Origin of the sequence: Pseudomonas sp. LS-2 (assembly GCF_003605735.1) — a bacterium.
Lineage (GTDB): Bacteria > Pseudomonadota > Gammaproteobacteria > Pseudomonadales > Pseudomonadaceae > Aquipseudomonas.
Map to the genome: position 1 here is coordinate 23741 of NZ_QXTJ01000033.1, position 23908 is coordinate 47648.

The window sequence follows — 23908 nt, forward strand, 5'->3', positions numbered from 1 at the left end:
TCGTGCTCTGTGCCTCAGGCAGCCGGCTGGGCGTTCAAACCTCACCGTGTTCCAGACGCACACCGAGGAATTCCAGCGCACGCCAGTAGCCCGGGTAGGTCTTGCCGACGCAATCGGGGTCCTGAATGCGGATGCCGGACACCTTCAGTCCCGCCAGAGCGAAGCACATGGCGATCCGGTGGTCGGAGTGGGTGTCGATCAGCCCGGTGCTGCTGGTACCCGCCAGACCCGGATCGGAAGCCACCAACAGATCATCGCCTTCCACCGTCGCCAGTCCCGAACGCACCTGATTCAGACCGTCGTGCAGCGCCTGTACGCGGTCACATTCCTTGACGCGAAGGTTCGCCAGATCGACGAAGCGCACTGGCGTTTCATTGAAAGCGGCCAGCACCGCCAGGGTCGGAACGGCATCCTGCATCTGCGAGCCGTTGATCACTGCGGGCATATTCGGGAATTGCGCGATCACGTCCATGGCCTTGGCGTCCGGCTGAGTGAAGGCTTCAGCGGCCACGCCCAGATCGATCTTGCCGGCGGTCAACGCTTGGGCAGCCCACAGGTAAGTGGCAGCGGACGCATCGGGTTCGATCTGGTAATCGCACGCGGTGTAGCCGGTCGGCGATACACGCCACAGCGCGTCATCCACCACTTCAACATCCGCCCCGAACGCGCGCATGCAGGCGATCGTCAGGTCGATGTAGCCGCGGGCACCGATTTCCTTGCCCGTCAGCGCCACTTCAATTGGCGCATCGCCACAGGCAGCAACCATCAGCAGTGCCGACACATACTGGCTGGACAGACCGCCGTCGATTTCAAAGCGAGTAGCCTTGATCGAGCCGGTGCCGTGAATGATCACTGGCGGGCAACCGGTGGCGCTTTCGGCGTTCAGACCGCCCTTGCACAGGGATTCGAGCAGCGGGCCGATGGGGCGCTTCTGCATGTAGTGGTCGCCNGACGGCGGTCCCGGCGTTGCCGAGAAACAGCGGGCCGTCGGGGACGTTCAGGCTGCCACTGCTGGTGACCACGAAACTGGTGTCGTCCGGCTCGTCGATGGTCACACCCATCTGCCGCAGGGCGTTGGACATATGACGGGTGTCGTCGCTTTTCAGCGCGCCGCGCAGGTGGCTGGTGCCTTTGGCCAATGCCGCCAGCAACAGCGCCCGATTGGTGATCGACTTCGAGCCAGGTGGTGCGACATGCCCCGTCAACGGTACGCCCGGCGGGATCACAGTGATGGTTTGGTTCATGCCCATGGTCCAGCTCTCCAAATTCGCAATCAGCGCTGCTTCAACAAGCCGGCAATCATGGCATTTATCGTGGCGGACTGCAGCAATCGCTTGCCACGCGGTCAACTTGCCACGCGGTCAATCTGCTCCAGGTCGGTTCCCGTGATTGAGGCGGTACTGGCGCCCTACCTCCATCAATGAACGCAAGGTGTCAGTGTCGGGTTGATAACCCAGCATCTGCCGGGCCTTTGAACAGTCAACCGCCAGCGAGCCGCATAGCTGGGTATACATGTCGCCCTTGCCCATCAGCTTGAGCGACGTCCGCAACAACGCCTGGGGTACCGGTAGCGACCATTGCCGGCGCTGCATGCCTTGAGCCAAAGCGCCGAGTATTTGATGGGTAGACACTTCGCTGCCCTCGGCCGCCAGAAACAACTGCCCGGCGGCATCAGGGTGTTGCGCTGCCAGGGAGATCAGGCTGGCGAGGTTGTCCACCGAGACGATGCTTCTGACGTTGCGCACTCCGCCGAACGGGTTGGGAATGCCCTTGTCGACCACCTTCAACAAGGTTCTGAAGTTGCCCGGCGCATCCGCTCCGTAAACCAGTGGCGGACGAACGATCACCCACTCCATGTCGGCTGTCTGGAGAAGCTCTCGCAGGCCGACCTCGGCTTCGAGCTTGGAGCGGGCATAGTCGGCATGAGGGTTGGCGGGCGAAGTTTCGGTGAAAGGGTGCCCGAAGGTCTCGTTGCCGTTGACCCCGATCGAGCTGATGAAGACCAAACGCTTCACCCCCGCGTCCATCGCCATCCGCGCCAATTGCAGGGTCGCATCGCGGTTCACGCTGCGGTACAGATCGACAGAGTCGCTCTGCTTGTTCAACACATGCGCCCTGCCCGCCAGATGCACGATGCAATCGATGCCCTCGAGGCTCCCTCTGGTCGACACCGGATCCGCGAAGTCGGCGACACGGTAGTCGACGCCCTCCACGGCGCCTGCGCCGCCTCTGGACACCCCCCTGACGGCATGCCCTTGCGTGACCAGCAATTGGCAAAGTCGAGTACCGATAAAACCGGTGGCTCCGGTGACAAGTATCCGCATGGTCCGAGACTCGATATCCGTAAAGTGTCCGAATGATAAACGCAGAAGCGTCGACATCACGCCCGGCTTTTCGCAGGCACAAAAAAAGCGACCCTAAGGTCGCTTTCTTTGTCGCTTCAAGGAGTTCAAGGGCCTTGAAGCTATGTATGGCGCAGCGGACGGGACTCGAACCCGCGACCCCCGGCGTGACAGGCCGGTATTCTAACCGACTGAACTACCGCTGCGTGTCGCACAGACTTTCATCTGTTTAACTCTGTTGAAACCGGCATCGAGTGCCTGCTTCGTGAAACGCTGATTGATCGCCTTGGCTTTCAATCTCAAACCGGATTCAAACGACAAATCCGATCTGGAAAATATGGCGCAGCGGACGGGACTCGAACCCGCGACCCCCGGCGTGACAGGCCGGTATTCTAACCGACTGAACTACCGCTGCGCAGTGGTGGACTTGCGTCCTGCTGAATCTCAGTAACCTTCAGCGTGTATTCCAAAACTTCGTAGTGTTAACTACTCAGCTCTCAACGATGGTGGGTGATGACGGGATCGAACCGCCGACATTCTGCTTGTAAGGCAGACGCTCTCCCGGCTGAGCTAATCACCCTTTGCTTCGCTGAGGCCGCGAAATTTACGCAGGTACCTAACCTAAGTCAATACCCTGCTTGAAGTTTTTTTCAAAAGCTTCAAAAACGTGACATTGCCGGTCCCGCGCAGAAAACGAAAAAGCGAGCCGTCAGGCTCGCTCTCATACGCAGTGATCAGGTGTGGCAGACCGACTGTGCATTCATTCGACGTAAATCATTTTCTTGCTCATGCCGCCGTCGACCACGAACTCCTGCCCGGTCACGAACCCGGCATTCTTCGACAACAGCCACGCCACGGTTGCCGCGACATCTTCCACCGTCCCTACCCTGCCCGCCGGATGCTGCGCATGATCGGCGTCGGACAAGGGTTCGGCACGGCGTCGGGAAGGGTCACGGGCATCGATCCAGCCCGGACTTACGGCATTGACCCGTATCTGCGGGCCAAGGCTCATCGCCAGAGCATGGGTCAACGCCAGCAGGCCGCCCTTGCTCGCCGCATACGCCTCAGTGTCGGGCTCCGACTGGCGGGCACGGGTCGAACTCAGATTGACGATACTGCCGCCATGCGCGCGCAGGTAAGGCGCGCAGTGTTTTGCCAGCAACATCGGCCCGGTGAGATTGACTGCCAGCAAACGATTCCAGTGCGCCAGGTCCAGGCTTTCCAGAACGGTATTACGCGGATCGGCAATCGCAGCGTTGCAGACCAGTGCATCGAGACGACCGAACCTGCCGAGCACCTCGGCGACCCCCTTGGCCACCTGCTCCTCGCTGGAAACATCCATTGCGATGAACGAGGCGTTGTCACCCAACACACCGGCGACGGCGTCGCCGCGCTGCCGGTCGACATCGGTCAACACGACCTGCCAGCCCTCGGTGATCAGCCAGGCAGCGATGCCCAGGCCGATGCCCCGGGCCGCACCCGTCACCAGTGCCACTCGACCGTTGTGCACACCGGCCGCTTCAACCACTAACTCATTCACAGGCATGACTCACAGTGCCGCCAGCCCACGCGCCAGATCGGCCTTGAGGTCTGCGACGTCTTCCAGGCCCACGGCAACCCGGATCAGGCTGTCGCGAATCCCCGCCGCTTCACGCTCCGCTGGCGACAGACGCCCGTGTGAGGTGGTGCTCGGGTGAGTGATCGTGGTCTTGGTGTCCCCCAGATTCGCAGTGATCGAAATCAGTCTGGTCGCATCGATGAAGCGCCAGGCGCCGTCTTTGCCACCTTTGACTTCGAAGCTGACCACAGCACCGAAGGCTTTTTGCTGACGCTTGGCCAGGTCGTGCTGCGGGTGACTTTCGAGACCGGCGTAATGCACTTTCTCGATACCATCCTGCTGCTCCAGCCACTGCGCCAGCTCAAGCGCGCTCTGGCAATGGGCACGCATGCGGATGTTCAGTGTTTCGAGGCCCTTGAGGAACAACCACGCGTTGAAAGGACTCAGACTTGGCCCGGCCGTGCGCAGGAAACCGACGACTTCCTTCATCTGTTCGCTGCGACCCACGACCACGCCGCCCATGGCACGGCCCTGACCGTCGATGAACTTGGTCGCCGAATGCACGACAACATCGGCGCCCATGCGCAACGGCTGTTGCAGTGCCGGGGTGCAGAAGCAGTTGTCGACCACGAGCATCGCGCCCTTGGCGTGAGCGATTTCAGCCAGTGCGGCGATATCGACCAACTCGGCGAGCGGGTTGGACGGCGACTCGACGAACAACAGCCTGGTGTTGGGCTTGATCGCCGCGTCCCAACCGGACAGTTCAGCCAGCGGAACGTAATCGACCTGTACGCCAAAGCGCTTGAAGTACTTCTCGAACAGGCTGATGGTCGAGCCGAAAACGCTCTTGGATACCAGCACATGATCGCCGGCACTGCACAGGCTCATCACGGTTGCCAGAATCGCCGACATGCCGGTAGACGTCGCCACGGCCTGCTCGCCACCTTCCAGCGCGGCGATGCGCTCCTCGAAGGAATGCACCGTCGGGTTGGTGTAGCGCGAATAGACGTTGCCCGGCATATCACCGGCAAACGTGGCGGCTGCATCGGCTGCCGTGCGGAACACGTAGCTGGATGTGAAGAACAATGGATCGCTGTGTTCGCTCTCCGGCGTGCGGTGCTGACCAGCGCGTACGGCGAGGGTATCGAAACCCACGCCTTCCAGATCGCTGTCCAGTCGACCGGCATCCCATTGCTGAGTCATGCCGCCTACTCCTTGTCTGAATTAATTGTTGTACAGATCGATGATCGCACTGACGGCCTGAGTCTTGACCTTGGACGCGTCGTTACGCGCCTGCTCGATCTTGTTCAGGTAATGCTCGTCGATGTCACCGGTCACGTACTTGCCGTCGAAGACCGAGCAGTCAAAGTTGTCGATCTTGATCTTCTTGCTGCCGCTCACCGCTTCGATCAGGTCGCTCAGCTCCTGATAGACCAGCCAGTCGGCACCGATGAGGTCGGCCACGTCCTGGGTGGAACGGTTGTGAGCGATCAGCTCGTGAGCACTCGGCATGTCGATGCCGTAGACGTTGGGAAAGCGCACAGCCGGTGCCGCAGAACAGAAATACACGTTCTTGGCGCCCGCTTCGCGAGCCATCTGGATGATCTGTTTGCAGGTGGTGCCGCGCACGATGGAGTCATCGACCAGCATCACGTTCTTGCCGCGGAACTCGAGTTCGATCGCGTTGAGCTTCTGGCGCACGGACTTCTTGCGTGCAGCCTGGCCCGGCATGATGAAGGTACGGCCGATGTAACGGTTCTTGACGAAGCCTTCGCGGAACTTGACGCCTAGGTGGTTCGCCAGCTCCAGCGCGGCGGTACGGCTGGTGTCGGGAATCGGGATGACCACGTCGATGTCGTGCTCAGGGCGCTCGCGCAGGATTTTGTCCGCCAGCTTCTCGCCCATGCGCAGACGCGCCTTGTACACCGAGATACCGTCGATGATCGAATCCGGACGCGCCAGATAGACGTGTTCGAAGATGCACGGAGCGTATTTCGGATTGGTCGCGCACTGGCGGGTGTGCAGCTTGCCGTCTTCGGTGATGTACACCGCTTCGCCCGGCGCCAAGTCACGGATCAGCGTGAAACCCAGTACGTCGAGCGCCACGCTTTCCGAGGCGATCATGTACTCGACGCCTTCGTCGGTGTGACGCTGGCCGAATACGATCGGGCGAATGGCGTCCGGGTCGCGGAAACCAACGATGCCGTAGCCGGTGATCATCGCCACGACGGCGTAGCCACCACGGCAGCGGTTATGCACGTCGGTCACGGCGGCGAAGATGTCTTCTTCGGTCGGCTGCAGCTTGCCGCGCACCGCCAGCTCATGGGCGAAGACGTTGAGCAGGACTTCAGAGTCGGAGTTGGTGTTGACGTGGCGCAGGTCGGATTCGTAAATCTCCTTGGCCAGTTGCTCGACGTTGGTCAGGTTGCCGTTGTGCGCCAGCGTGATGCCATACGGCGAGTTGACGTAGAACGGCTGGGCTTCGGCCGAAGTCGAGCTGCCCGCTGTTGGATAGCGTACGTGACCAATGCCCATGTGGCCGACCAGACGCTGCATATGGCGTTGGTGAAACACATCACGGACCAGACCGTTGTCCTTGCGCAGGAACAACCGGCCATCATGGCTGGTCACGATACCGGCAGCGTCCTGGCCGCGGTGCTGGAGGACGGTGAGCGCGTCATACAGCGCCTGATTGACGTTCGACTTGCCGACGATACCGACGATGCCACACATGCGACACAACCCCTACTTAGTGGAACTGGATTTACCGATCACATCCTGCGGCGTTATAGGCGGCAGGAGGTGATCCTTGAACGGAATATCAACGGGTACGCTGACTCCGCTGGCTAGCCACTTGCTGGACATCCCGAGAATCAGGTTTTTCGACCAGTCAGCGACCATGACAAATTGCGGGAGCAGTCTGGACTGCTGCCACCATTGATCCTGTTGTACCGGGCCCAGGCTCAACAGCCCTACCGCTACCACGACCAGCAGGCCCCCGCGCGCCGCGCCGAAGACCATGCCCAGAAAACGATCGGTCCCGGACAGGCCGGTGACGCGTATCAGTTCCCCGATGAGAAAATTGACCATGGCGCCGACCAGCAGGGTGGCGACAAAAAGAATGGTGCAGCCTGCAATCACGCGGGCCGAAGGTGTTTCGATGTAGTTGACCAGATACTGGGCCAGCGAACCGCCAAACATCCAGGCAACCGCACCTGCGATGATCCAGGTCAGCAAGGACAGCGCTTCTTTGACGAAGCCGCGCTTGAGACTGATCAAAGCGGAGATGGCGACAATCGCAATGATCGCCCAGTCAACCGGAGTAAATGACACGTTGCAGCCTACAGACTGATGAGGCGGCGCATTTTAGCAGAGCGCTCGCCCGGCGGTAAGCAGGGATTGTAGGTGGTTGCCAATTAAGGCGAACTATTGGACTTAGGCGTTGCCGCAAGGACGTTTTCGGCAGATACCTTTCTCGCCGAAGGCCGTGGGTCGCTGCCTGTCGGCGAAAGCGGCGTTTCAGCCACGCAAATGTGAGCATGACACCGCTTTCGCCAGCAAGCCGGCTCTCCCGAGGTTGGCGTTGAGGCCGGGCCCTACTTACGCTCGGGCACGAAACGCACGACGATGCCTTTGAGCTTCTGTTGCTTGTCCAGCTGGTCGCGCAGACGGTCAGCTTCGGCACGCTCGATCAAAGGACCGACGAATACCCGGTTCACGCCATCCGAAGTACGGATATAAGCGTTGTAGCCTTGGGTGCGCAGGGTTTTCTGCAGGTTGTCGGCGTTGGCGCGATTGGACAGGCTGGCCACTTGCACGGCCCAGGTGACCGACAGCCCGTTGGCATCGACTCGGCTCTGCTCGGCTGCCGGTGCGGCAGGTGCTGGCGCAGCGGGGGCCGGTTTTGCTGGTGCCGGAGCCGGCGCGGGCTTGGCCGCCGGCGCCGTGGCCGCAGGTTTTGCGGGTGCCGGCGCAGGCGCTATCGGCATCGACGGCGGCTGCTGACTGACCGTGGGCTGGCTGGGTTGCGCCAACTCTTCGTCGGTAGGCACGGGTTCCTGCGGCAGTGGCTGCTGCTCGGGAACCGCTACCGGCTCGACCTTGACCTGCGGAGCTACCGGCGCTTGCGGAGCGGCAGGCGCATCCACCTGCACATGGCGTGCTTCATCCTGTCGTGAGAACAACATCGGCAGGAAAATCACCGCAATCGCGATCAGCACCAGAGCGCCAACCATGCGTTGCTTGTACGCCTTATCCAGCAAAGCCATGTGTCACTTCCTCCGTGACGTGCCAGCAAGCCATTCCAGGGCCTCGGCCACGCAATAAAAAGACCCGAACAGAACGATTTCGTCGTCTGCAGTTGCGTGCGCACATTGTGCTTCAAGCGCCATCGCGACACTGGGGTAGGACGCCACCTGAGCGCCAAGGTTCTGTAGCACCTGGGCAATTTCCTGCCCGGACCGGCTGCGCGGTGTCGGCAGCGGCGCCACGGCCCAACTGCTGAAGCAGCCAGTCAGCGCCCTCAGCACGCCGTCCAGGTCCTTGTCATTGAGCAGACCGAATACCGCCAGACGCTGGCCTGTAACCGGCCGCTGACTCAGACGCTGTGCCAGAAACACTGCGGCATGGGGGTTGTGTCCCACGTCCAGCAGCAAGTGCAACGGCTTGCCCTGCCACTCGAACGAGCGGCGATCCAGACGCCCCGTTACACGGGTATCGAGCAAGGCCGCACGCACCGATGCTTCCTGCCACGGCAGATCCATCAACAGATAGGCTTGCAATGCCAGTGCCGCGTTCTGCATGGGCAGGTCGAGCAATGGCAGGTCGAGCAATTCGATGCGCTGGCCGTTGAGGTCGGTGCCAAACCAGCTCCAGCTTGCTGGGCCAACCGACAGATCGAAATCGACGCCACGCAGCGAAAGCGGGCAATTCAACGACCGGGCCTGATCGAGCATAGGCTGCGGTGGATCGATATCCCCACACAGCGCAGGACGACCTTCACGAAAAATACCGGCCTTCTCGAACGCCACCGATTCACGGGTATTTCCCAGCCATTCAGCGTGGTCGACACCAATGCTGGTGACCAGCGCCAGGTCGGCGTCGATCAGGTTCACCGCGTCCAGACGCCCGCCCAGACCGACTTCAAGCACCACAGCGTCCAGCGCCGCTTGTTCGAACAGCCAGAACGCCGCCAGCGTGCCCATTTCGAAGTAGGTCAGGGAAATCTCGCCGCGCGCCTTCTCGATGACCTCGAAGGCTTCGCAGAGCTGCTCATCGGTTGCCTCGACGCCCTGCACCTGAACGCGCTCGTTGTAGCGGACCAGATGCGGTGAGCTGTACACGCCGACTTCCAGACCTTGCGCCTGCAACAACGAGGCGACAAAGGCGCAGGTCGAGCCCTTGCCGTTGGTCCCCGTGACGGTGATCACGCGCGGCGCAGGGCGACCCAAACCGATCTGTTGCGCTACCTGTCGCGAACGTTCCAGCCCCATGTCGATGGCCGAAGGATGCAATTGCTCCAGGTAGCTGAGCCACTCGCCCAGAGAGCGTGCGGTCATACGTTCGCCGGAGCAGGCGGAACCACGATCGGCTCGAGTTTCGGCGCGACGAATTTAGGTGTCGGCAGACCCATCATCTGAGCCAGCAGGTTGCCCAGACGCTGACGCAGCTCCTGACGGTGGATGATCATGTCGATGGCGCCGTGATCCAGCAGGAACTCACTGCGCTGGAAGCCTTCGGGCAGCTTTTCACGAACGGTCTGCTCGATGACGCGAGGACCGGCGAAACCGATCAGGGCTTTTGGCTCGCCGACGATCACGTCACCCAGCATCGCCAGACTTGCGGAAACACCGCCGTAAACCGGGTCGGTCAGGACGGAGATGAACGGCAGGCCTTCTTCGCGCAGACGCGCCAGCACAGCGGAAGTCTTCGCCATCTGCATCAGGGAAATCAGCGCTTCCTGCATACGCGCACCACCCGAGGCGGCGAAGCAGACCATCGGGCAGCGGTTTTCCAGTGCGTAGTTGGCCGCCTGAACGAAGCGCTCGCCAACGATGGCGCCCATCGAACCACCCATGAAGGAGAATTCAAAGGCGCTGCACACGACCGGCATGCCCAGCAGGGTGCCGCTCATGGAGATCAGGGCGTCTTTTTCGCCGGTCTGCTTCTGGGCAGCGGTGAGGCGATCCTTGTACTTCTTGCTGTCGCGGAATTTCAGGCGATCGACCGGTTCAAGATCAGCACCGATTTCCTGACGGCCTTCAGCGTCGAGAAAAATGTTCAGACGCGCACGGGCACCAATACGCATGTGGTGGTTGCACTTTGGACAAACGTCCAGGGTTTTTTCCAGCTCTGGACGATACAGCACCGCCTCGCAGGACGGGCATTTATGCCAGAGGCCTTCTGGTACCGAGCTTTTCTTGACCTCGGAACGCATGATCGAAGGGATCAGTTTGTCTACCAACCAGTTGCTCATGCTTTCTATCTCCAGTACCGGTGGCGAGAACGCAATGGCGATAAGTGCCACGCGCATGCCCTTAAACTAATTACATGTGCAGCGCCACGAACTGTCGTACAACGATCGGCGCAAGGCCTGACCTGCTGAACCGACAACTCGTCGATCACCACCCTCAACTTCTTTTAGCGAGACGCCGGGACGTCTTCGCCTGTTCAATTTTGGCAACCCGCAAACCGGGGCCGCAGGCTAGTGGACGGCAACCACCGATCTGTCGTCACATCGACGCGCAATGCCGCCCGAAAAAACACTCATGCCCCGTGTACTGCACTCATGAACGCGCGGATCTTGTCGTGATCCTTCAGCCCCCTGGACTTCTCTACCCCGCCGCTGACATCCACCGCATAAGGGTGTACCTGCGCAATGGCTTGAGAAACGTTAGCCGAAGTGAGGCCGCCCGCCAGAATGATCGGCTTGCTCAGATGTTTTGGAATCAGGGCCCAATCGAAAGTTTCGCCGGTGCCGCCCGGTATGCCGGCGACATAGGTATCGAGCAGGATACCGCTGGCTTTTTCATACAGTGCACAGCGGGCGGCGATATCATCGCCGGCCTGCACACGCAACGCCTTGATGTACGGGCGCTGGTAGCCTTCGCACTGCTCGGGGGTTTCGTCGCCGTGAAACTGGATCATGTCCAGCGGCACGACCTCCAGCAAGGCCTTCAGCGCATCGCGCTCGGCATTGACGAACAGTCCGACCGTACTCACGAATGGCGGGAGCTGGGCAATGATCGCCTGCGCCTGCTCGATGGTCACGGCCCGCGGGCTCTTGGGGTAGAACACTAAGCCAATGGCGTCGGCACCCGCCTCGACAGCGGCCAACGCATCCTCTATGCAGGTAATCCCGCAGATCTTGCTGCGAACGGCTGACATGTAGTGAAAACCTCAAGCCTTGCGAAAGTCCCGGATGGTAGCAAATGCCGTTACGGGCGTCAGCCGCCAAGTTCCGTGAAGCCCGTGAGAAAGTGCGGACCGACGTAACGCTCCGGCAACGGAAACTCGTCGCGGTATTCGACCTGCACCAGGTACAGGCCAAACGGATGCGCGGTGACACCGCCGGTACGACGCACGCGACTCTCAAGTACCTCACTGGCCCACTCGACAGGTCGCTCCCCCGCCCCGATGGTCATCAACACACCGGCAATGTTGCGCACCATGTGATGCAGAAAGGCATTGGCCCGTATATCGATGACGATCATCTTGCCGTGGCGGGTGACGCGCAGGTGATGGATCTGTTTGATGGGCGATTTGGCCTGGCACTGACCGGCACGAAACGCGCTGAAATCATGAGTTCCGACCAGATACTCCGCCGCCAGCGCCATACGCTCGACGTCGAGCGGGCGATGGTTCCAGGTGATTTCCTGCCCCAGATGGGCCGGCCGGATCTGATCGTTGTAGATCACGTAGCGATAGCGACGGGCAATGGCCTTGAAGCGCGCGTGGAAATGCGCCGGCATCTCCTTGGCCCAGGTCACACTGATGTCATGGGGCAGATTGATATTGGCTCCCATGGTCCAGGCCTTCATGGTCCTGACGGCCCGAGTATCGAAATGCACCACCTGTCCGCAGGCATGCACGCCTGCATCGGTACGCCCGGCGCACATCAACGAAACCGGCGAATCGGCGACTCTGGACAAGGCGTTTTCCAGTGTTTCCTGAACCGTCAGCACGCCGGTGGACTGGCGCTGCCAGCCGCTGTAGCGGGAGCCTTTGTATTCCACGCCCAGTGCGATTCTGGAAAAACCTTCGGCAGCCATTTCAGCCGCAGCTGTTTCTGCCTCTGTATCTGTAGTTGCCAAGAGCTTGAAGCCTGTCGATATGCGCAAGGGCGGCCATTATACGGATGCCGGAAAAAGACGCCATTGGCAATAGACGCGCCGAGTGGTGCGGGCTGTAGCAGATCTTAGTTGGGAGCCAAAACGAAAACGACCGCCGAGGCGGTCGTTTCTGCTAATGCGTAACCCGGTTCAGACCAACCGTGACAACATCTCACGCGCTTCGCTCTTCTGCCCGTCATCACCTTCGACCACGACCTCATCGAGGATGTCGCGCGCACCGTCCGCGTCGCCCATCTCGATATAGGCCCGAGCGAGATCCAGCTTGGTCGCCGCTTCATCCGTGCCCGAGAGAAAATCGAACTCCGGCTCGTCGTCGGCCAACAACGCGTCGTCCTCGTTGAAGGTCGGTGCGCCGTCGAAGGGCTTGGCAATCGGTGGCTGCTCAAGACTCTGGGACAGACGCTCGAGCTCAGCGTTGACATCGTCGATTTCGGAGGCGAACGCGTCAGACGTCTTGTCCGTTTCCATCTCGTCGGCCAGGGACAGATCGAAGTCGGCTGGCAACTCAAGATCATCATCCGAGGCAGGCTTGCTCGCGCCCGGATCGGCAGTTTCGTCGTGAGCCGGCAAGTCGCGCAGCTCGTCTCCCATACCCAACAGGTAATCGTCTTCGGCCTTCAGGCCTGGCTGATCCTCTGCCAGGTTCAGGTCAAAGTCCGAGAGATCGGTCGGCTCGCTGCGGTTGGCTTCGGTCTGTTCGCGCAGGATCGAATCGAAATCCAGATCATCGGCAGTCGAACCGCCGAACGGTGCGTCCAGGTCCAGATCATCGAGATCCGGATCGGCAACCGGCGTGCTGTGGTCTTTCACCTCTGCCGGCGATGCAGCTTCCAGATCGTCAAGGCTGAGATCGAAAGCGGTGTCGAAGTCATCGGGTTCCTGCGCAACAGGCTCAGCGACAGGCTCCGGCTCGACCGCAGGCTCAGGCGCCGATGCGCTGTGATCCTTATCGTTCAGCAGGTCTTCCACATACCGGGCGTCCATTTCCGCCGCCAAGGCTGCAGCTGCTGCGACACCCGCAGCCGCCGCAGCGGCTGCCGCCATGGCCGGGTAACGGGATTTCAGTTGCTCGACTTCAGCGTGGTTTTTTCCCGTGGCCACCAACTGCCGCTCCTGAGCGACGAAGCCGGCCTGGTTGTCCTGCTGGGCGTAGATGTCCATAAGCTTGAGGCGCAGATCGCTACGCTGAGGCTCTTCCTTGATCGCCTCTTCCAGCAGTGCGGCGGCCTGATTGATGCGGCCATAAGCGATATGGATTTCAGCCTGAACGAGTACATCGGTGGGGCGCTCGCGGGTCGGCTCAATGATGACGGCCGCCAGCGGTGCCGGCTTTACATTGGGCGGAGGAACCTCCAGACCCTCGAAACTGCTTTCCGGCATGTCCATGTCAGCGGCGAAATCGGACTCTTCCGACAGCGCCCGTGCCATCTGCCGATGTCTTTCGGCTTCGAGGATCGCATTGCGGCGGCGCACCAACAGCAGCACCAGCAACAGCAGAACCAGCAAGGCACCGCCACCGATCAGCCCCATGAGCATCGGGCTGGCGAGGATCTTGTCCAGCGTGCTCTGATTGTCGGCGTCGCTTGCAGCTTCGGGTGGCGGCGTGACCGCCAACGGCTGGTCAGGCGTGGCCCCGGTCACTTTGGCACCATCGACCGGAAGCGCATCCTCGGGAGCGATCTCGTTCGGTGGCTTGCCCGCTGCATCGGGAGCAGCAGGTGGCGGCACGATCTCGGCAGGCATCGCCGGGTTCGCTGCATTGTTGGGATTGGTGACGCTGTTGGGGCTGACCGTGCTGTTCGGGTCCGCAGCGGGCGGCGGCACGACGGCACCGGCAGCCTGCATTTTCGCCAACTGGTCGTTTTTCAGCTGAATGAGGCGGTTGAGCTTGTCGACCTGGCTTTGCAGGTCGCCCATCCGGCTTTTTAGCTCTTCGTTATCACGACGGGTACTGTCCAGGCTTTCCTGAGCCACCGCGAGCTTGTTGTTGAGCTCTGCGTTATCACCCGCTGCCCCTTTGGCACCCGGTTTGGCGTTGGCCGCCACCAGGCTGAGGTTGTCCTTGGCGTCAATCTGCGCAGGCGCGGCGCCGGCGCGGTCACGGCGAGTCGCATCGACCTGGCGAGCGCCGGTCGGCATACGACGGCCTTCACGCCAGGCACGATTCTGTTCGGCGACTTCAGCAACGGCACGAGGTTGCGGTGTAGCACTGACTTCCTGCGGCGAAGGCAGGCGCAGCACCTGACCCTTTTTCAACAGGTTGATATTGCCACCAATGAAGGCGTCCGGATTGAGCGCCTGGATCGCCAGCATGGTTTGCTGAACCGTACCGCCATTGCGCACACGCTGGGCGATTTCCCACAAGGTGTCGTTGTTGGCAGTGGTGTATTGGGTGTATTTGGGTTCGGCGGGCGCGGCGGGTGCAGGCGGCGGTGCATCGGCTGCGGGCGGCTGTGCTGCGGGTGCCTGGGCGGGCGCCGTACCCGGCGCAGTGGAAGGTAGCTGTGCGGCTGCGGCGGCTGCCTGGGGCGAAAACTTCGGCGGATCGAGCAACAGGCTGTATTCGCGCAGTACGCGACCGTTGGGCCAGAGTACCTGCACAAGGAATTTCACGTAGGGATCGCGAATCGGCTTGGTCGATGTGATGCGCAAGACGCTCTTGCCGCCGGGGTTGACCACCGGGGTAAACGTCAGGTCTTCGAGAATGGCCATGCGCCCGACGCCGGCCTGGGCGAACTCGGCAGACGTGGCCAGGCTCGGCACCACCTGCGCAGAATTGAGGTCCTGCACCTGGGTGAGTTCGATTTCAGCCAGCAGCGGTTGATTCAGGGTCGACTTCACGGTCAATCCGCCGAGGCCGAGCGCCTGGGCCATCCCGGATGTCAGCGCCGAAGCCGCAGCGATTGCTAATACCAGTTTACGAACCTGAACCATAGCCCATCCCTTGTTTAAAATTTCCCCGGCGACCGAGAAGATAAAGCCTGCTAGGGCGTAGGGCGTTTCGACACGCCGCAGCTAGAATGATTCTTTGAATTGTGGGCAAGTATCTTTTACGAAACATCTTTTATCAACAATTCAGCCACCTGCACAGCGTTCAGCGCCGCGCCTTTGCGCACATTATCCGACGTCACCCAAAAATTGAGTTCACAGACATCATCTATTCCTGCGCGCAAACGTCCTACGTAGACAGCGTCCTGTCCTACAGCATCACCTACCGGTGTCGGGTAGTCCCCAGCCTCGACCAGATCGATCCCATCCGCCGCATCCAGCGCCGCGTTGACCGCAGCCAGGTCGACCGGCGCTGCTGTCTGCACCGACACACTCAGGCTATCGCCGAAGAAAACCGGGACTTGAAGGCAGGTCACGCCGACCTTGATTAAAGGCAGCGACAGCAACTCGCGCAACTCGGCGACCAAACGTTTTTCCAGCGGCACGTGGCCGTTTTCGTCAGGCGCCCCTACCTGTGCGAGCACGTTGAAGGCCATCTGCCGGTCAAATACGCGGGGCTCCAGTGGACGGACATTGAGCAACTCGGCGGTCTGACGGGCCAGCTCGGTGACACCTTCGCGCCCCTGACTGGAAACGGCCAGGCACGCCGTGACACTCACGCGCTGCACATTCAGTAGTGCCCGCAGAGGCCCCAGCACCATCGCCAACGCCGCGGCCGCCGGGCTTGGGCACGCCACTTGAACAGGCGCGGACAGTCCCGAAAGCAGCTCGCCATTGACCTCGGGAATCACATTCGGCGCCTGCTCCACCGGCAAGCCGCCAGACAGATCGATCACCGCGCAACCCGCTGCCGTCGCACGCATGGCATAACTGCGCGTGACCGCCGGGCCTGCCGCAAAGAACGCGATTTTCACCTTGCCGAAATCGAACGCATCGACTTCACGCACGCGCACGTTCTTGCCGCGATACGGCACCGAGCTGCCAGCGGATTCGGCACTGGCCAGCAAATGTAGCTCGCCGACCGGAAAATCGCGCTCTTCAAGAATCTGGACGATGGTTTCGCCGACAGTACCGGTGGCGCCGATCACGGCGATATCAAAGGACTGGCTCATGCAAAAACCTCAGAAAAATCGGGGGGCGGCACTTTAACCGCGAGAGGAGGACCAGGCAATTGGCCTGGCAAATCAAACGAACGCACGACCGCAGCCCCGATCAGGGTTCCAGGCCTATGGGAAAGAACTCGCCAGCGCTCCAGACACCCAGCCAACGCTCCCCATCGATTTCACGGCTCACCGCCAGGTCGACCAGCTGGTAGAACACGTTGCGATGAATCAGCGCTTCGAGGTTGGTGCGCACATGAACGTAGGGCGCAGGCTCTTGTGTCTGCGGGTCGATGGTTACGCGCAGCGGGTGTTCGGCTCCCGCCTCCACGACATCATCCACCAGAGTGGTGAAGCGCAGGACCTGAGTCTCACCCTCCCCCAGCACCTCAAGCAACACCGCCACGAAGGGCGCGTCGTCCACCTTGATGCCGACTTTTTCGACGGGAGTGATCAGGAAGTAATCGTCGCCGTCACGGCGGATGATGGTGGAAAACAGACGCACCATCGGCTTGCGCCCGATTGGCGTGCCCAGATAGAACCACGTGCCGTCGCGGGCGATACGCATATCGATATCGCCGCAGAAATCCGGATTCCACAAATGAACAGGCGGCAACTCCTTGCCGGTCTTGGGTATCTGTGCCAACAGATCATTGGCTTTGCCAGGACCACTCATACGCTACTCCTCAGCGGGCTTCGACGCCCAACAGACTGCGAGCGTAATCCTCCATTGGCGGACCTAGCAAATCCTCGGGCCGGGTATCGTGCAAGGTCAGCAAGCCGCCACGGCTGTGAATGCGTGCCGAATCGATGAGATAGCGGGTGCTGGTCTCGATCAGCATCAGTTGAATGACACCGCTGTCGATCCCGAGACGGTCCACAGCCTCTTGGTCCGACCACTCGTCGAAGTTGCCGATGCGATCGTCTGCTTTGGCAAAACGGGTGTAGAGCAAGTAATGCGCGCCGGCAGCACGGGCTTCGTTCATCGCCTCATCCAGGCCTTCCGGGGCGCGAGCACGGCGAACCATCGGGAAGTATTCGATAAAACCGTTGAAGGCTTCTTCGGCCACCACGTTCGGACGCGGATAAGCGCCACCGGGCGGAGCAAAGGCGCCTTGGGCGATATAGATGAAGGAATCCGGTTGCAGGCGGAAATTATTGATTCGACGCGTCGAACTGTGGTCCAGCAGACCGGCGTCGCTCAGCTCGTCATGAGCCCCCTGCGCCAGTTCGCTGACGTGCATGCAGCCACTCAGTGCCAAGAACGCCAGCAGTAAAACCAGGCTACGCATTATTTCCTCCAAAGTCCGGCGACGGAAAACCGGCGAATGGCCGGTTAATGCAGCTTTTGCGCCAGCTTGGGAGAAATGCTCTGGACGCGGCACGTCGCCAGGCAATGCCTGCCCCGAGCGACGCCGGAAATCAGGATCCCGGGACTTCCGGCTTGAGGTCGTGGCCGGTATCGGAGTCGCGCTTGCGCTTGTTACCCATGCGCACGCCAATGTCCATCAGGAACTGAAAGAAGCCTTCCTGATCTTCCAGCACATTGCTCCAGAACGGCGAGTGATACAGCGCCACCGCGCCGTGCACCAGCGCCCAGGCCGCGCAGTAATGGAAGTACGGCGGCACGTCTTCGAGCTTGCCTTCAGAGATGCGGCCTTTGATCAGCAGCGTCAGGTGTTCGAAGTTCGAGGCACGGATCTTGTGCAACTGCTCGACCATCTCCGGGACCTGATTGCCCTTGACCACCTTCTCTTCGAGCCGGTCGAACAGGCGATAACGCTGCGGATCACGCATGCGGAATTCGAAATAGGCGCGCGAAAGCGCTTCCTTGTCCTTGTCGACATCGGCAGAGTGCAACAGCTCGTTCAAATCACGCTCGTAGTCGAGCATCAGGCGCAGATAGATCTCCGCCTTCGACTTGAAGTGTTTGTAGATGGTGCCTTTGCCAATACCCACGGCATCAGCAATCATCTCGACGGTGACGCTGTCTTCACCCTGTTCGAGAAACAGCTTTAACGCGGTATCGAGAATTTCCTGCTCACGGCGCCGAAACTCACGGACCTTACGAGGTTCTTTCTGCATAGGAGGGGGCTGTGGGTTCAAAATCGAAGCCGCACATTATGCCTAACTTGCGGCAAATTGCACGGATCATCCGACCATGTCTACGTTTCTTGACGAATTCGCTCAAGCCCCGGATTTGCGTTATCTCAACCATGCAGCGGTAGGCCCCTGGCCAAAACGCACCGCCGTCGCGGTGCGCAAATTCGCTGAAGAGAACGTTTTACTGGGGGCGCGGGACTATCCGGACTGGATGAAGGTCGAGCAACGCCTTCGTGAACGACTTGCGCGACTGCTGAACGCACCGTCCATCGACGATATCGCACTGGTCAAAAACACCTCGGAAGCCCTGTCATTTGTCGCTTTTGGCCTCGACTGGAAAGCGGGCGACAACGTGGTCATCAGCGATGAAGAATTCCCGTCCAATCGGATCGTCTGGGAGGCGCTGAAACCACAAGGCGTAGATGTCATTCAGGTCAGCCTCAAAGGCACGGACCCGGAGGGCGCGTTGCTGGCGGCGTGCGGACCCCGAACCCGTCTGCTGTCCATCAGTTCGGTGCAGTTCGCCACCGGCACCCGCCTGGACATCGACCGCCTGGGGCACGGGTTGAGGCAGCGCAACGTATTGTTCTGTATCGACGCCATTCAACACATCGGTGCCCTGCCCTTCGACGTTCAGGCCAGCCAGTGCGATTTCGCCATGGCGGACGGCCACAAATGGATGTGCAGCCCTGAAGGCCTCGGGGTGTTTTACTGCCGCGCTGAACTGCGTCCACAGTTGAAACTGCATGAATTCGGCTGGCACATGCTGGAACACTCTGGCGACTATGGCCGTGATGAATGGCGACCGGCGTCAAGCGCCCAGCGTTTCGAATGCGGCAGCCCTAACACCCTCGGCGCCATGGCGCTGGATGCAAGCCTGTCGCTGTTGGAAGAAGTGGGCATGAAGGAAGTGGGCAGGTCAGTGCTCGAACGCGTGGGATGGCTGGAGCAGGGTCTGAGCGCCATCGGCGGAGTGACAGTGCATTCATCCCTCGAAATCCGGCGACGCTCCGGCATCCTGACGTTCAGCATCGACGACAAGCCGACACCACAGGTCTGGCAGTCACTGATGCAGAATCAGGTGGTGTGCTTGCCACGTGGGCCAGGAATAAGATTTTCGCCGCATTTCTATACAGAACCCCGCGTGATCGAGGAAACACTGTCCATAGTGCAGCGCATTGCGACGCATTGAGGTAGCAGCAGCGGTCTGATATTCCAAAACTGTTTAAAAAACGTACAGCCGGGCGCTGGACGCCTGCGGATTATGACCAATACTTAAATTCGCTGATGCGGCATCTCCCCCAAGTGCCGGCATCGGTAAAGACACCAATGGATAGCGTGTCTTTGTTTTACTCCTAATGGTCTTAACCCGGATTCACCCCCCAGAACCCGGGTTTTTTTTGCCTGAGATTCGAGCGATCAGGCGGCATCCCTGACTCGGGCCAACGGAAACAGCCGCTTGAAGTTCTCAGTGGTCTGCTCGGCGAAGCGCTCGTAGGACTCGCCCCGCAGCATCGCCAGAAACTCCGCCACTTCGCGTACGTACTGCGGCAGGTTGGGCTTGCCCCGGTAGGGTATCGGCGCCAGATACGGTGAGTCGGTCTCGACCAGCAAGCGATCGGCGGGCACTTTGCTTGCCACATCGCGCAGTGCATCGGCATTGCGGAAGGTCACGATGCCGGATAACGAGATGTAGAAGCCCAGATCCAGCGCGGCCTTGGCCATGTCCCAGTCTTCGGTGAAGCAATGGAGGACCCCGGCCTGGGGCAATGCCGCTTCGCGCAACAGCTCCAGCGTGTCGGCACGCGCGCAACGGGTGTGAACGATCACCGGTTTGCCGGTCGCGTTGGCGGCCTGCAGGTGCAAACGGAACGACGCCTGCTGCAATTCGGCCGCTTCCGGCTCGTAGTGATAATCCAGCCCGGTTTCGCCAATGGCGACGACGCGAGGGTGATTCAACTCGTTGAGCAACCAGTCCAGGGCAGGCGCTTCGCCCGGCTTGAGGTCCAACGGGTGAATGCCGACCGAGCAATCGACATCGTCGTAGCGCTCAGCCAGGGCTTTGACCGCACCCGCGTTATCGGCACTGACGCCGATACACAGGAAATGTCCAACGCCGCGCCCGCGAGCCGCTTGCAGGGCGTTGTCGAGGGAGCCCGCGTGTTCGGCGAGGTCGAGACGGTCAAGGTGGCAATGGGAATCTACAAGCATGGGAATCGCGGCAACTCATTACATCGTATGGGTAGGACGGTCGGACTTAAGCGCTCCGGCCAGATAGTTTTCGATCATGTTTCGCGCGGTATTGTCGCCGTCGTTGAACTGCACACCGACGCCCGCTGCGCGGTTGCCCTGAGCGCCCTTGGGCGTGATCCAGGTTACCTTGCCGGCGACGGGGATCTTCTCCGGCTCGTCCATCAGATTGAGCAGCATGAACACTTCATCGCCCAGCTTGTAGCTCTTGCTGGTAGGGATGAACAGCCCGCCATTCTTGATGAACGGCATGTAGGCAGCATACAGGACGGACTTGTCCTTGATGGTCAGGGACAGGATGCCGTTACGTGGACCTGGGCTCAGTGGCACGCTCATCTCAACCTCCTCGGGCAATACTGACGTCATGCAGATGGCCAGTCTAACCCTGTCCGGTCAAGGATGCCCACTGCACCAATAACGCTTCGAGCAATAAAACGCGGTTCAGGTTCGCCTTGGACAGCACTTTCTGACGCTGCAGCAGGACCCAGTCCTGCATCGCGAGCACTTTGGTCTGGGAGGATTTCTGCGCAAGGTATTGCAGTACCTTGCGCATGTCCGCCAGGCCAAGGCCGTTTTCATCGTCGGTCAACTGGTAGCGCAAAATCAGGTTCGACCAGTCGCAGAACCAGTCGAAGAGCAGCAACAGCGGGATATCTTTCCAGCCTTCCGCCAGCTGCGTCGGCGATTGCTGGCCCTTGAGCAGCTTCTTGACGCCATCCACGACCAAGGCGCGCTGTTCACGAACGCCCTGCGCCTGAAGCTTGACCGCGGCGAGCGGCGAGCCTGCCGCCAGGGTCAGCAGTTCGACACGCTCCTCTTCCGAGCATTCAGGCAAGGCGTCGGCCAGCCAGGCGACACTCATCGCCTCGCTTGGCAGCGGACAGGCCTGTTGCACGCAGCGACTCTTGATCGTCGGCAACAGGCGACTTGGCTGATGGCTGACCAACAGCAGCACGGTATCACCAGAGGGCTCTTCCAGGCTTTTCAGCAAAGCGTTGGCGGCGTTGATGTTCATCGACTCGACCGGCTCGATGAGCACGACCTTGCGCCCGCCCATCTGCGCGGTCTGGACCACGAAACTGACCAGTTCGCGGACCTGGTCGACCTTGATCGCCTTGTCCGCTTCCTCCGGCTCCAGCACATAGTTGTCGGGGTGACTGCCTGCCCCCAGTAGGGAACAGGATTTGCAGTGACCACACGCCTCGAGACCCTGCGGTTGCTGACACAGCAACAGGTACATCAAGCGCTCGGCCAGCGCCCGCTTGCCGATGCCCGCCGGCCCATGCAGCAAGTAGGCATGAGCGTGCTGCCGGCGGCCGGCCAGTTGCTGCCAGAGCGCCTGTTGCCAGGGATAGGCGTCAGCCATTCTGACGTTCTGCCAGCAGGCTCAACAGGTCCGGCAGCAACCCATCGAGAGACGCTTGCACCTGATCCAGCGGCAACGCGGCCTCGACCAGCCGATATCGCTCGGGGGCGGCGGCCGCGCGTGCGAGGTAGGTACTGCGCACCGCGTCGAAGAACGCACGGCCTTCCTGCTCGAAGCGGTCCAGGCGACCACGCGCGGTGGCACGGGCCAGACCGATTTCCACCGGCAAATCGAATACCAGAGTCAGATCTGGGCGCAGGTCGCCCTGCACGAAGTTTTCCAGGGCTGCGATGCGTTCGACCGACAGCCCGCGACCGCCACCTTGATACGCGTACGTCGCATCCGTGAACCGATCACAAAGGACCACCGCGCCACGTGCCAGCGCGGGACGAATCACCGCCGCCAGGTGCTGAGCACGCGCTGCGAACACCAGCAGCAGCTCGGTATCGGCATCCATCGCCTCATCGCTGGGTGCCAGCAACAGCTCACGGATACGCTCGGCCAACGGGGTCCCGCCGGGTTCGCGGGTCAGAACCACGTCGATGCCTTGGGCGCGCAGGCGCTCGGCGAGGTATTCGCGGTTAGTGCTCTTGCCCGCGCCTTCAGGTCCTTCCAGGGTAATAAACAAACCAGTCACAGGCCGTCCTTAATCAGATTCATTGCGGGCGCTGCTCGCCCTTCTTTTGCGCGTCGTCTTTGGCGTCGTGCGGCACATCCGCCGGCTCGGCGGGCGCCTCCTCCTGAGCCGGCGCCGCTTGTGGCGCCGCCGATTCGGGCGCAGGGGTCGGCTCGGGTTCAACCGCCGGTTTTTCTGCGGTCAGCACAGGATCGACACCAGGCGTTGGCACCACAATCGGCGCCGGGCTGGAACGGTAATCGGCGCGGCGCTTGAGCTGGAACTCTTTCACCGCTGCGTTGTGGGCGTCCAGATCGGCCGAGAACACATGACTGCCATCGCCCCGCGCCACGAAATACAGACTGTTGCCCGCCACGGGGTTCATCGCCGCGTGAATGGCTTCGCGACCCACCATGGAGATGGGCGTGGGTGGCAAACCGGAGATCACGTACGTGTTGTACGGCGTGGCTTCTTTCAGGAACGCGCGAGTGATCTTGCCGTTGTAACGCTCGCCAAGACCATAGATGACGGTCGGATCGGTCTGCAATAACATGCCCTGCTGCAGACGACGCACGAAGACTCCCGCGATCTGCCCACGCTCTTGCGGCACGCCGGTCTCCTTCTCCACCAGCGAGGCCATGATCAACGCCTGGTAAGGATCGACGTAGGGCACATCCGCCGCACGCTTGTCCCACTCGTCCTGAAGCACCTCGTCCAGACGGTTGTAAGCCTGTTTGAGCAGCTCGACATCGGTCATGCCGCGCACATAGCGATACGTATCGGGAAAGAAGCGACCCTCCGGGAAGACATCGGGATGCCCCAGTTTCGCCATCACTTCGCTGTCGCTCAGGTTCGTCAGGGTTTGCTCGAGCTTGGCCTGCTTACCCAGCGCGGCACGAACCTGACGAAAGGTCCAGCCCTCGACCAGCGTCAGGCTGTACTGCACGACATCGCCCTTTTCCCACAATGTCAGCAGAGACCGGGCATTCATGCCCGGCGTCATGCGGTACTCACCGCTGTGCAGCGACTGGCTGGACAGGTTGAAGCGCCAGTACAGGCGCAACAGAAAGGCGTCCTTGATCACCCCGTCCGCCTGCAGGCGATTGAGCACGCCGGTAGGCGACGAGCCTGACGGCACGTCGAGCAGTTGCTCCTGAGACAGATTGAGGGGTTGTTGCAACGCGTTGTTCTGTTGCCAGAAGGCCAGACCCAGTAACAGCCCTGCCAGAACCACACCTGCTTCCAGCAAGACGAATAATTTTCGGATCACGAA

The 23908-nt window shown here is 60.9% G+C and carries 20 protein-coding genes, 3 tRNA genes and 3 pseudogenes; 1 reads left to right on the forward strand and 25 read right to left on the reverse strand.

Going from position 1 to position 23908, the window contains the following annotated elements:
- Nucleotides 1-34: 34 nt before the first annotated feature.
- From D3M70_RS18310 to D3M70_RS18400, 20 genes and pseudogenes are all read right to left on the reverse strand, one after another.
- A pseudogene (locus D3M70_RS18310) lies at nt 35-949 on the reverse strand (3-phosphoshikimate 1-carboxyvinyltransferase); the annotation flags it as partial.
- Between the two features lies 1 nt (nt 950).
- A pseudogene (locus tag D3M70_RS33350) lies at nt 951-1250 on the reverse strand (3-phosphoshikimate 1-carboxyvinyltransferase); the annotation flags it as partial.
- Between the two features lie 111 nt (nt 1251-1361).
- A complete protein-coding gene (locus D3M70_RS18315) occupies nt 1362-2324 on the reverse strand; it encodes an NAD-dependent epimerase/dehydratase family protein (RefSeq protein WP_120127117.1) in 963 nt (320 codons plus the stop codon).
- Nucleotides 2325-2471: 147 nt separating this feature from the next.
- Nucleotides 2472-2548, reverse strand: a tRNA-Asp gene (locus D3M70_RS18320).
- Between the two features lie 132 nt (nt 2549-2680).
- A tRNA-Asp gene (locus D3M70_RS18325) sits at nt 2681-2757 on the reverse strand.
- A gap of 89 nt (nt 2758-2846) precedes the next feature.
- Nucleotides 2847-2922: transfer RNA gene (locus tag D3M70_RS18330), tRNA-Val, on the reverse strand.
- Between the two features lie 180 nt (nt 2923-3102).
- Complete coding sequence (locus D3M70_RS18335; protein WP_256659906.1) at nt 3103-3882, reverse strand: SDR family oxidoreductase; 780 nt, start codon at nt 3880-3882, stop codon at nt 3103-3105.
- A gap of 9 nt (nt 3883-3891) precedes the next feature.
- Entirely contained in the window at nt 3892-5103 is a 1212-nt protein-coding gene (locus D3M70_RS18340; RefSeq protein WP_120127119.1) for an O-succinylhomoserine sulfhydrylase, read from the reverse strand.
- A gap of 21 nt (nt 5104-5124) precedes the next feature.
- Nucleotides 5125-6633: an amidophosphoribosyltransferase gene (purF, locus tag D3M70_RS18345; RefSeq protein ID WP_120127120.1), complete on the reverse strand. Its 1509-nt coding sequence runs from the start codon at nt 6631-6633 to the stop codon at nt 5125-5127.
- 12 nt (nt 6634-6645) lie between these two features.
- Entirely contained in the window at nt 6646-7233 is a 588-nt protein-coding gene (locus D3M70_RS18350) for a CvpA family protein (protein WP_081567436.1), read from the reverse strand.
- A 263-nt stretch (nt 7234-7496) separates the two neighbouring features.
- Complete coding sequence (locus D3M70_RS18355) at nt 7497-8168, reverse strand: SPOR domain-containing protein (RefSeq protein WP_120127121.1); 672 nt, start codon at nt 8166-8168, stop codon at nt 7497-7499.
- Nucleotides 8152-9458 (reverse strand): annotated as a pseudogene (gene folC / locus D3M70_RS18360) (bifunctional tetrahydrofolate synthase/dihydrofolate synthase). The gene D3M70_RS18355 and the pseudogene folC overlap by 17 nt, the downstream one beginning before the upstream one ends.
- Nucleotides 9455-10375 carry an acetyl-CoA carboxylase, carboxyltransferase subunit beta gene (gene accD, locus D3M70_RS18365; protein WP_120127123.1) on the reverse strand — a complete coding sequence of 307 codons (921 nt, stop codon included), beginning with the start codon at nt 10373-10375 and terminating at the stop codon, nt 9455-9457. Before accD ends, folC begins: the two are co-directional and overlap by 4 nt.
- Nucleotides 10376-10665: 290 nt before the next feature.
- Entirely contained in the window at nt 10666-11286 is a 621-nt protein-coding gene (locus D3M70_RS18370) for a phosphoribosylanthranilate isomerase (protein ID WP_120127124.1), read from the reverse strand.
- A gap of 59 nt (nt 11287-11345) precedes the next feature.
- Nucleotides 11346-12170, reverse strand: coding sequence for a tRNA pseudouridine(38-40) synthase TruA (gene truA, locus D3M70_RS18375; protein ID WP_120127125.1), 825 nt, complete (start codon nt 12168-12170; stop codon nt 11346-11348).
- 210 nt (nt 12171-12380) lie between these two features.
- A complete protein-coding gene (locus tag D3M70_RS18380; protein WP_120127126.1) occupies nt 12381-15185 on the reverse strand; it encodes a FimV/HubP family polar landmark protein in 2805 nt (934 codons plus the stop codon).
- A 116-nt stretch (nt 15186-15301) separates the two neighbouring features.
- The gene (locus D3M70_RS18385) at nt 15302-16312 is read right to left on the reverse strand and encodes an aspartate-semialdehyde dehydrogenase (RefSeq protein ID WP_120127127.1); all 1011 of its coding nucleotides are present in this window, start codon (nt 16310-16312) and stop codon (nt 15302-15304) included.
- Between the two features lie 100 nt (nt 16313-16412).
- Nucleotides 16413-16976 (reverse strand): DUF1285 domain-containing protein, encoded by a 564-nt coding sequence (locus D3M70_RS18390; RefSeq protein WP_120127128.1) that lies wholly within the window; start codon nt 16974-16976, stop codon nt 16413-16415.
- A 10-nt stretch (nt 16977-16986) separates the two neighbouring features.
- Nucleotides 16987-17592 carry a DUF4823 domain-containing protein gene (locus D3M70_RS18395; RefSeq protein ID WP_120127129.1) on the reverse strand — a complete coding sequence of 202 codons (606 nt, stop codon included), beginning with the start codon at nt 17590-17592 and terminating at the stop codon, nt 16987-16989.
- 130 nt (nt 17593-17722) lie between these two features.
- The gene (locus D3M70_RS18400) at nt 17723-18385 is read right to left on the reverse strand and encodes a TetR/AcrR family transcriptional regulator (RefSeq protein WP_120127130.1); all 663 of its coding nucleotides are present in this window, start codon (nt 18383-18385) and stop codon (nt 17723-17725) included.
- Nucleotides 18386-18461: 76 nt separating this feature from the next.
- Between D3M70_RS18400 and D3M70_RS18405 the strand changes: the two genes are divergently transcribed.
- Complete coding sequence (locus D3M70_RS18405) at nt 18462-19595, forward strand: aminotransferase class V-fold PLP-dependent enzyme (RefSeq protein WP_120127131.1); 1134 nt, start codon at nt 18462-18464, stop codon at nt 19593-19595.
- Nucleotides 19596-19822: 227 nt separating this feature from the next.
- Here D3M70_RS18405 and D3M70_RS18410 read toward each other — a convergent pair whose 3' ends face one another.
- From D3M70_RS18410 to mltG, 5 genes are read right to left on the reverse strand one after another with little or no spacing between them, the layout of a single operon-like run.
- Nucleotides 19823-20614, reverse strand: coding sequence for a TatD family hydrolase (locus tag D3M70_RS18410; RefSeq protein ID WP_120127132.1), 792 nt, complete (start codon nt 20612-20614; stop codon nt 19823-19825).
- An 18-nt stretch (nt 20615-20632) separates the two neighbouring features.
- A complete protein-coding gene (locus D3M70_RS18415) occupies nt 20633-20989 on the reverse strand; it encodes a PilZ domain-containing protein (protein WP_037011754.1) in 357 nt (118 codons plus the stop codon).
- A gap of 43 nt (nt 20990-21032) precedes the next feature.
- A complete protein-coding gene (locus D3M70_RS18420; RefSeq protein ID WP_120127133.1) occupies nt 21033-22019 on the reverse strand; it encodes a DNA polymerase III subunit delta' in 987 nt (328 codons plus the stop codon).
- Complete coding sequence (gene tmk, locus D3M70_RS18425; protein ID WP_120127134.1) at nt 22012-22656, reverse strand: dTMP kinase; 645 nt, start codon at nt 22654-22656, stop codon at nt 22012-22014. Before tmk ends, D3M70_RS18420 begins: the two co-directional genes overlap by 8 nt.
- Nucleotides 22657-22675: 19 nt before the next feature.
- Entirely contained in the window at nt 22676-23905 is a 1230-nt protein-coding gene (gene mltG, locus D3M70_RS18430; RefSeq protein WP_120127135.1) for an endolytic transglycosylase MltG, read from the reverse strand.
- Nucleotides 23906-23908 lie beyond the last annotated feature (3 nt).